The organism is Anaerotruncus colihominis (genome assembly GCF_010206195.1).
Lineage (GTDB): Bacteria > Bacillota > Clostridia > Oscillospirales > Ruminococcaceae > Anaerotruncus > Anaerotruncus colihominis_A.
In genome coordinates this window covers 50,677-56,676 of the sequence record NZ_VIQT01000012.1, presented here as the reverse complement: position 1 = coordinate 56,676, position 6,000 = coordinate 50,677, and the positions used below count along the sequence as shown (strand labels likewise).

Sequence of the window (6,000 nt, the reverse complement as noted above, 5' to 3'; positions counted from 1 at the left end):
AAAAAAAGCCTCGGCAAAAAACTTTAGTCGGCTGCGCCGCAAACAGTGGGGCAGGCGCTGCGTAATCAAAAGTTTTCGCCCGCCTTTTTCAAAAGGCGGCGGGTGAAGGGGAATGACAAGGCCCCTTGTGGGTCTTGTCATTCCCCGAGGGCAGAGCCCTTATCCCGGGCCGCAGCCCTCATAAAAAGCGCGGACCGCGCACGGGCCGCAAGATACCCGTTCAGACGAACCCCCTGCCCCCAGCAAAATCCGTGACAGACGCCGCGCGGCTGGCATGGATTTTGCCCCAGCCTTTTTGAAAAAAAGGCCTCGGCGAAAAACTTTCCGGCTTTTTTGAAAAAAAGGCCTCGGCGAAAAACTTTCCGGCTTTTTTGAAAAAAAGCCTCGGCGAAAAACTTTCCGGCTTTTTTGAAAAAAAGCCTCGGCAAAAAACTTTAGTCGGCTGCGCCGCAAACAGTGGGGCGGGCAAAATCATCAAAACAGGCCGCGCCGCTGTTCGCGGCGCGGCCTGTTTTGATAACATGCTTATAAAGCCTTAGTCGTCACTATTTTCAATTTTATCAATTGCGGCCGCTGCGTCCACACCGCCATATAGTACGGACAGGATGCCCGAACCATAACGGTCCAGCATACAAAATCCAAGATTGATCACCCGGTCCATATGGCGTTCCGGTACCTCCAAATCACCCCAAATGGCCGTTGTCTTGTAACGGATTTCCCCATCGTCAAAATCCATTTCAAAGTTGCCGTGATTGAGTCCATAATTGGCGCGTGTGATGAATTCCGCAATCTCCGAGCGTTTATCCTCCGGAACCTTAATTGGAAAAATACTATAAACAACAAACGAATCATCATCAAACGAACGCATGACCGTGGTGCACGCATCAACTGTTTTTAAATTCATGCGCATGATCATATATTCTTCTTCTTCTTGCCCGCGAACATCATAATTCCATTCCTGTGTATCAAGATAATCGCGTACCTGCTCGAGCAATGCCGTCAAGCCAATCACTCCTATTTCTATTTTTAAGGTTTTTCCCATTCGCCGGTCCACCAGCGCTTTTGATTTATAGTAATAGTATACATGGCTTCATGACAAAAGACAAGATTTTTCGAACAATTGCTTAAAATATTTACATTTTATGCGCATACTGCGCATACTTAAAAAATTGGCCGTCCGCGCCGTCCCCGGCACGGGACCGTTTGATTAAAATGTGCCTGTTTGCACCTGTGCTTATGGCCGCATCCTGGGAAGGACTTGACTTTCCGTCCATAATCCGGTATAATAGGATATACTTCGCAGGATATACTGCGCAGGTGTGGTGCAATGGCAACACTTCTGCTTCCCAAGCAGACAACGCGGGTTCGATTCCCGTCACCTGCTCCACCAGGCAAGGGCCTGGAGCCATTTCGCGCTCCAGGCTTTTTCTTATGTCCAAAGCAAATGCCCGCGTCCGGGGTAGTTCCAAGCTGGGCAGGTTTGCCGCCAGGTAAGGGCCTGGAGCCAATTCGCGCTCCAGGCTTTTTCTTATTGTCCAAAGCAAATGCCCGCGTCCGGGGTGGTTCCAAGCTGGGCAGGCTTTCATATTTTTCATGCGAAAAATTTACCGCCGGCTGTGGAGGCAGCCGGCGGTCTGATCTCTTTTTCTTGATTGTGCGTCTCTTTACTCCCTGATCAAATCCGGCGCAAAATCAGCGGCCGGTGTTCGGGATCGGTTTTTCCGGAGTCGGAGTGGGGTTTTCCGGCTCCGGGGCGGGCTCGTTTGTTGTCGTATCGTCAACAAAATCGATGTCAAGCTCCGTGTCTGAAATGATATAGGTGCCAAGCGTCCGTGTCTGGCGCGACCAGCCGGGGATTTCGCGCTCGTCGTCGCTATAGGAGAATTTGCTTGTCACATCCGTCAGATTGCCGTCGGCGTCAAGCTCGTAAATATAGCAGGACATAGGATCCGGGGTGTAGTCGCTGTTGTCATCCCACGGAACACCCAGCGTCAGCCAGGCGCGGGAGGTCGACGGAATGGTCGAGCTGCCGACAAAATCATAAAACCACAGATCTGCGCCGGCAGGGTCGCCGTATTCGGTATAGATCTCGGTGATAGACTTTGTGGACATCTTGGCATAGAACTTGGAAGCGCTGTTATCGGATTCAAATTCAAGCGCTGCACGGTCGTCGCCCCAGACAAGGATATTGGTATCATTATCATCTGGATTCATCACAACGCCGTCGCCTGTATCCGGGTTGTCATCGTTGCCAACTTCACGGTTGCTGACCCAGAAATTATAATGAATCGTAAACCTGTCATCCTTCTGCCAGACATTGCTTCCGGTTGTTATCGGCTGATTGTTCTTTTTTGCATAAGAATCAAAATCCGCTTTTGCCTTGAAGGTGATGTCACCGGTTGTTTTGTTTTCATCCGTCGAGGTTGTATCCGCAAATTCGATCTTGAGATATGCGGAGCGGCTCAAGGTGTCGGACAGCTTCTTATCGTCAATGATCGTGATGGATTTCACAAGCTTGCCGTTAACATCCTTGTCGGTGCCAAACTTAAAATAATCCTCATTGACAATATCCTCCACCAGGATAGCGGAACTGCCAAATGTGTCGCTCATCTCAGTCGCAAGCGGGATATAAACTGTTGAACCGGGATAAACAGGGTCGGCGCCAATGCTGGCCTGGGAATTCAGGGTCAGACTGCTGATGTTGGATGTAAAACCAACCAGATCTTCGGATACCTCGCCATCGCTGTTATAGGCTGTATTCATCGCCACATTTCCTGCAAAGACGGATACAGACGCAATCGAAAGGACGGTTGCTCCAGCAAGCATTACGCTTAAAATCTTTTTTGCGTTCATAATGGTTTATTCCCTCCTTGAAAAATCAGTTTTAAATGATCGCGGCTAAAGGCGGCCCTCCAACCATTCCCTTAACTGTTTCCAATTATAATGTCTAAAAATGACATTGTCAAGCATTTTTGTAACCGTTTTGTAACTTTTTATGGCGCAATTGTAACATATTTGTCATTTTTCAATTCATTTTTCGCCTATTTATTTCTATTTTGTTAATTTATTATTAATTTTTTGTGTACACAACTTCTTGTATCTTCAAATCAATCAACCACTATAGCTTGTTGATTTTTGTATAATAATCCTTACTTTTAAGCATTATTTTCCTATTCAATCAAACATTATTTGACAAATTTTGTCGAATTCTGTACAATAGAATTGGCGCTGCCTCAGACGGCACACCGGGCCATAAAGCCCGGCGAATCGAAGGCCAACTGCCCGCAGGGGCGGCTCTCAGGCCAAAGACAGGCGGTACAATCGTGCCCCCAAAAGGGGGTGTGCGTATGGAGTACTTAATCGTATTGGTCGTTTTGCTGATCGTTTTAGACTCTGTCCTGCACAATAAAAAACGATAACCGCCCCAACCTCCCCCAAGGTTAACGGTTATCGTTCATCATGAATGGGGGCGTACCGTCTGCCGGCAGCGCCTCTTTATATATATTGTAGCATAAGGAGCAGACCGCGTCAAGCATCCCCGCTTTTCAATTGACAAATTTTGTCGAATTCTGTACAATAGAATTGGCGCTGCCTCAGACGGCATACCGGGCCATAAGCCCGGCGAATCGAAGGCCAGCCGCCCGCAGGGGCGGTTCTCAGGCCGAAGACAGGCGGTACAATCGTGCCCCCAAAAGGGGGTGTGCGTATGGAGTACTTAATCATGCTGGTAGTAATCCTGTTGGTTCTGGATTCCATTTTCCGCAACAAAAAACGATGACCGCCCCATCCCCTAGCAAAGGATAACGGTCATCGTTTTCTCTTAACATGGGGGCGTACCGTCTGCCGGCAGCGCCTCTCTATATATATTGTAGCATAAGGAGCAGGCCGCGTCAAGCATCCCCGCTTTTCAATTGACAAATTTTGTCGAATTCTGTACAATAGACTTGGCGCTGCCACAGACGGCACACCGGGCCATAAGCCCGGCGAATCGAAGGCCAACTGCCCGCAGGGGCGGCTCTCAGGCCAAAGATAGGCGGTACAATCGTGCCCCCAAAAGGGGGTGTGCATATGTACTTAATCGTATTGGTGGTTTTGCTGATCGTTTTAGACTCTGTCCTGCACAATAAAAAACGATAACCGCCCTACCCTCGCAATGTAGGCGGTTATCGTTCATCATTAAACGGGGGCGTACCGTCTGCCGGCAGCGCCTCTTTATATATATTGTAGCATGGCGTTTGATCTCTGTCAAGCGCTTCCGGCTTTCTCAAAAAAACGATAACCGCCCCAACCTCCCCCAAGGTTAACGGTTATCGTTCATCATGAATGGGGGCGTACCGTGGCGCTTATCGTTTACCATTAAATGGGGGCGAACCGTCTGCCGGCAGCGCCTCTCTATCTGTATTCCGGCAGGAAAGCAGGCGGCTTGACAAGCCGCCTGCTTTCCTGCTCGTAAACAAGCAAGTAAAAGGGACAGGCGTGGAGAGTCGCCTGTCCCTTTAACAAAACCAAAAATGTTAGATATTAACTGTGATTAGCGGCCAGTGTTCGGAACCGGCTTCTCATCGACCGGAGCGGTCGGATCGCCCACAACAGCGGAAGCCTCGGCCTCAGCGATGATGTAGCAGCCCAGCTCACGGGTCTTGGTCTGGAAAACATAGTCGCCGTCATCGTTCTGCAGAGCGGTGAAGGAAGCGGTCACGTCGACCAGCTCGCCGTTAACGATCTGATAGATGACACAATCTTCCGGAGCAACCGTCAGGAGATCCTCATCCCAATCATAGTACGGGTTGTAGAGCTCGAGCGTAGCACGGCTGGTGGAAGCGATCTTGGTCTCTCCAGCGGCGCGGCCAACAAAATCAAAGATGAACGCGTTCTGATCAGCGAAATACTCGGCATAATCAGTGTTGTCCCACTTTGTGGTCAGCTTCGGGAAGAACTTCGCAGCGTTGTCATCGCTGTAGAAGGTCAGTGTAGCGATCGTGTTGTTCGCATCTTCCCAGGTGATCGTGTTGTCATCGTTCTTGTTGGGCTTGAGCACGATGCCGCCGGTGCCGGCCATGTAATCCTGGTCAGCATTATCGGTGGTGTTGCTGATGTAATACTTACCAACCTGATAAACGAATTTGTCACTCTTCGAGAGCACGGTTGTAACACCAGTACGGCCATCGACCGGAGCAAGCACATTCGCCGTTACTGTAGTACCATCACCCAGTGTCACGGTCACGGTTTCAGAAGTTGCATAGAAGTCGTCTTTCGCGGTCAGCGTGAAGGACGGATTGATCTTGAACTCCCTGTCGGTGAAATCATCGTTCAGCTTGATTTCAAACCAGGGGCCGCGGCTGCCCTGAATGTTTTTCTCGGACAGAGCCATCGACTTGATCATCTTGGCGTTCTCGTCGCCCTTGTCAGTCTTGACTTTGAAAAGACCCTTGTCAGTATAATACGCTGAAGGAAGCACCCAATAATTGCCACTACCATCGTCTCCAACAACACCGCCAGGCGCAAAATACAGGGTCTTATCCGGCTTCACGCTGTTGGCGCCGTCATAAGCGGCCTGCGTGCCATCATCAAAGAAAGCTACGCTATCCCACTGAATCTCATAAGTTTCTGCAGCAAAAGAAACCGTGCTCAAAGAAGCAACAGTCGCGACCGCAAGAGCAGCCGCCAGAAGCTTTTTCATCGGTAAATCTCCTCCTTGAATAAATTCATGTTCATGATTAAGTACAGGAAACACTCTCCAGCCATTTCCTTGTGGCTTTAGTATAGCACAAGCCTTGGAAATGTCAAGCAATATTGTTACCACTTTGTAACTTTTTCTTCATAATTACCGCTTCAAAGCCTGTTTTCCAACCTATTGCTTCCTGTTTCCCCATTTTTTATGAATAAACTTTTAACGTTCCAAGAACATTTTGTCATAATGCCGTCTGTTTTTACATTTTGTAGTATTCTGCTGCAATCCTGCTCGTTTCCTATTTATAATATATAACCGCCGCGCTTGAC

The 6,000-nt window shown here is 49.0% G+C and carries 4 protein-coding genes and 1 tRNA gene; 1 reads left to right on the top strand and 4 read right to left on the bottom strand.

All coding sequences use genetic code 11. The features are described 5' to 3' along the window. Positions 1 to 220: 220 nt before the first annotated feature. Complete coding sequence (locus FMM72_RS10105) at positions 221 to 478, bottom strand: hypothetical protein (RefSeq protein WP_162221324.1); 258 nt, start codon at positions 476 to 478, stop codon at positions 221 to 223. A 57-nt stretch (positions 479 to 535) separates the two neighbouring features. After that, the gene (locus FMM72_RS10100; RefSeq protein ID WP_160211046.1) at positions 536 to 1,003 is read right to left on the bottom strand and encodes a YbjN domain-containing protein; all 468 of its coding nucleotides are present in this window, start codon (positions 1,001 to 1,003) and stop codon (positions 536 to 538) included. A 310-nt stretch (positions 1,004 to 1,313) separates the two neighbouring features. Between FMM72_RS10100 and FMM72_RS10095 the strand changes: the two genes are divergently transcribed. After that, a tRNA-Gly gene (locus FMM72_RS10095) sits at positions 1,314 to 1,387 on the top strand. A 305-nt stretch (positions 1,388 to 1,692) separates the two neighbouring features. Here FMM72_RS10095 and FMM72_RS10090 read toward each other — a convergent pair. Beyond that, positions 1,693 to 2,853, bottom strand: a complete 1,161-nt coding sequence (locus FMM72_RS10090) for a hypothetical protein (protein WP_160211045.1) — start codon at positions 2,851 to 2,853, stop codon at positions 1,693 to 1,695. Positions 2,854 to 4,531: 1,678 nt separating this feature from the next. After that, a complete protein-coding gene (locus FMM72_RS10085; RefSeq protein WP_162221353.1) occupies positions 4,532 to 5,680 on the bottom strand; it encodes a hypothetical protein in 1,149 nt (382 codons plus the stop codon). Positions 5,681 to 6,000: the final 320 nt, after the last annotated feature.

What these genes read in the sequence shown, in the direction of transcription:
- FMM72_RS10090 (WP_160211045.1), bottom strand. Translation starts at nt 2,853, where the DNA reads ATGAACGCAAAAAAGATTTTAAGCGTAATGCTTGCTGGAGCAACCGTC.
- FMM72_RS10085 (WP_162221353.1), bottom strand. Translation starts at nt 5,680, where the DNA reads ATGAAAAAGCTTCTGGCGGCTGCTCTTGCGGTCGCGACTGTTGCTTCT.